The sequence below is a fragment of the Neptunomonas sp. genome, assembly GCF_041601355.1.
Taxonomy (GTDB): Bacteria; Pseudomonadota; Gammaproteobacteria; order Pseudomonadales; family Balneatricaceae; genus Neptunomonas.
In genome coordinates this window covers 1-1,594 of record NZ_JBFIIH010000250.1, presented here as the reverse complement: position 1 = coordinate 1,594, position 1,594 = coordinate 1, and the positions used below count along the sequence as shown (strand labels likewise).

General features: G+C 45.4%; 3 protein-coding genes. All 3 read left to right on the top strand.

Features of this window, described 5'->3' with window-relative positions; all coding sequences use genetic code 11:
- On the top strand, nucleotides 1-165 hold a 165-nt coding region (locus ABY436_RS20005; protein WP_372740682.1), incomplete at its 5' end, for a tRNA (cytidine(34)-2'-O)-methyltransferase.
- Nucleotides 166-275: 110 nt separating this feature from the next.
- On the top strand, nucleotides 276-944 hold the full coding sequence (locus ABY436_RS20000) for a hypothetical protein (protein ID WP_372740681.1): 669 nt from the start codon (nucleotides 276-278) through the stop codon (nucleotides 942-944).
- Between the two features lie 10 nt (nucleotides 945-954).
- On the top strand, nucleotides 955-1,506 hold the full coding sequence (locus ABY436_RS19995; protein WP_372740680.1) for a FlgO family outer membrane protein: 552 nt from the start codon (nucleotides 955-957) through the stop codon (nucleotides 1,504-1,506).
- Nucleotides 1,507-1,594: the final 88 nt, after the last annotated feature.

The following is a 1,594-nucleotide window of genomic DNA, read 5'->3' as shown; positions in this document are numbered from 1 at the left end:
GAAACCCGTGGTTTGCCGCAAGCCGTCAGAGAGGGTTTGCCGGCAGAGCAGTGCATTAAATTACCCATGCATGGAGACAGCCGAAGCCTGAATCTTTCCAATGCTTGCGCAATAGTTGTTTATGAAGCATGGCGTCAGCAAAATTATCTGGGCGCTATTAAGTAAACTAGACTAACCTAACCTCCGTAGAAAAGCCTCTAAGGGCAGATATACCTGTAAAGGTAGACGCAATATCAACTGCGTAAATTATGGATTTTTAATGTAAGGATTTAAGAATGATAAGGAAAGTGCTTCTTCTCAGTACAATAACACTGGCGTTACCCGGCTGTTTTTATGCGCACACCTCTCAGGCACCGATCGCAAAGACATACCCTATAACTGAACAGCATAAAATGCAGGCCGCCCACCATTGGCAGGTACTGGCGGATTATGAAGCCAAAGGTATTTTGAACCAGTTAAAAGGCCAGTCTGTTTATGTGAATGGTGGCGATAAAAACTCACCATTTGACCAGACGTTTCACCAATTATTGATTAGTGAATTAGTCAATGACGGTGGATCCGTGATGGTCTCCTCTAATGCTGCTGCTGAAGTTAGCTATGATGTTAATTTGATTGAGCATAAAGATCGGGGCATGATTCGCCCGCCAGAAGGAGCCTTATCTGTATTGGCAGCAGGTATCGCCGTAGCGACAGTGCCTTATAACCGCTGGACTGAGCCTGCGTTAGCACTTATTCCTATGGCGGTGGCAGGCGATTTGCTCATCGGTAATGTTGTATCTGAATCGACACATGAAGTTGCGATTACGACTCGAGTCACCCAGCAGGGTATGTTATTACACTCTTCAACCAATATCTATTACATCAATCCAGGTGATAAAGATCACTACGTAGAGCCTGAACAGCCGCGGGCTACGGCGCGGACGATTCGTGTAACAGATCGTTAAGGAGAAGAGAATGAAACGTTTATCTTGGGTTAAAGTCGCGGCTACGGCTCTGGTCAGTACGGTATTATTGACAGGTTGTGCATCAGATAAAGTAACGCGAGTCGTTGATGCGAAAGTGGATTTGGTTGATGTGATCGATAATGTCAGTTCGGCATTGTTGAGTTCTGCGGTTAAAGGGATGTCTAAAGAGCGTACAATTCTTGCGACCAGTTTCGTGAATATTGATGATCTTCAGGAATCTTCTACTTTTGGGCGATTGGTCGGCGATACGGTTGCCTCAGATTTGGTCAACAGTGGCTATAATGTAATGGAAGTTCGCCTGCGTAATAGTCTTTTTATGCAGCCACGCCTTGGCGAATTCATGTTGTCACGTGAGTTGCGCAATGTGGGTGCTGAGCATGATGCCCAAGCCGTACTGGTAGGTACATATGCCATAGGAGGTGATTATGTCTATGTTAATGTGCGCTTGGTTAGTGTGGTAAATAGTCAGGTACTCTCTTCACACGACTTCCGTTTGCCATTGAACCGGGATATTCGGAAAATGCTGATGAGTGGCCGCTGAATAGTCGCTCAATAACTGCCTAAGTAAAATAGCCGGCTCTGATAGCCGGTTTTTTTATGTGGCTTAGCGTAGTCGGTTATACTGTATT

Bases quoted from the DNA above. Each gene is read 5' to 3' on its own strand.
- ABY436_RS19995 (WP_372740680.1), top strand. From the start codon at position 955: ATGAAACGTTTATCTTGGGTTAAAGTCGCGGCTACGGCTCTGGTCAGT.
- ABY436_RS20000 (WP_372740681.1), top strand. From the start codon at position 276: ATGATAAGGAAAGTGCTTCTTCTCAGTACAATAACACTGGCGTTACCC.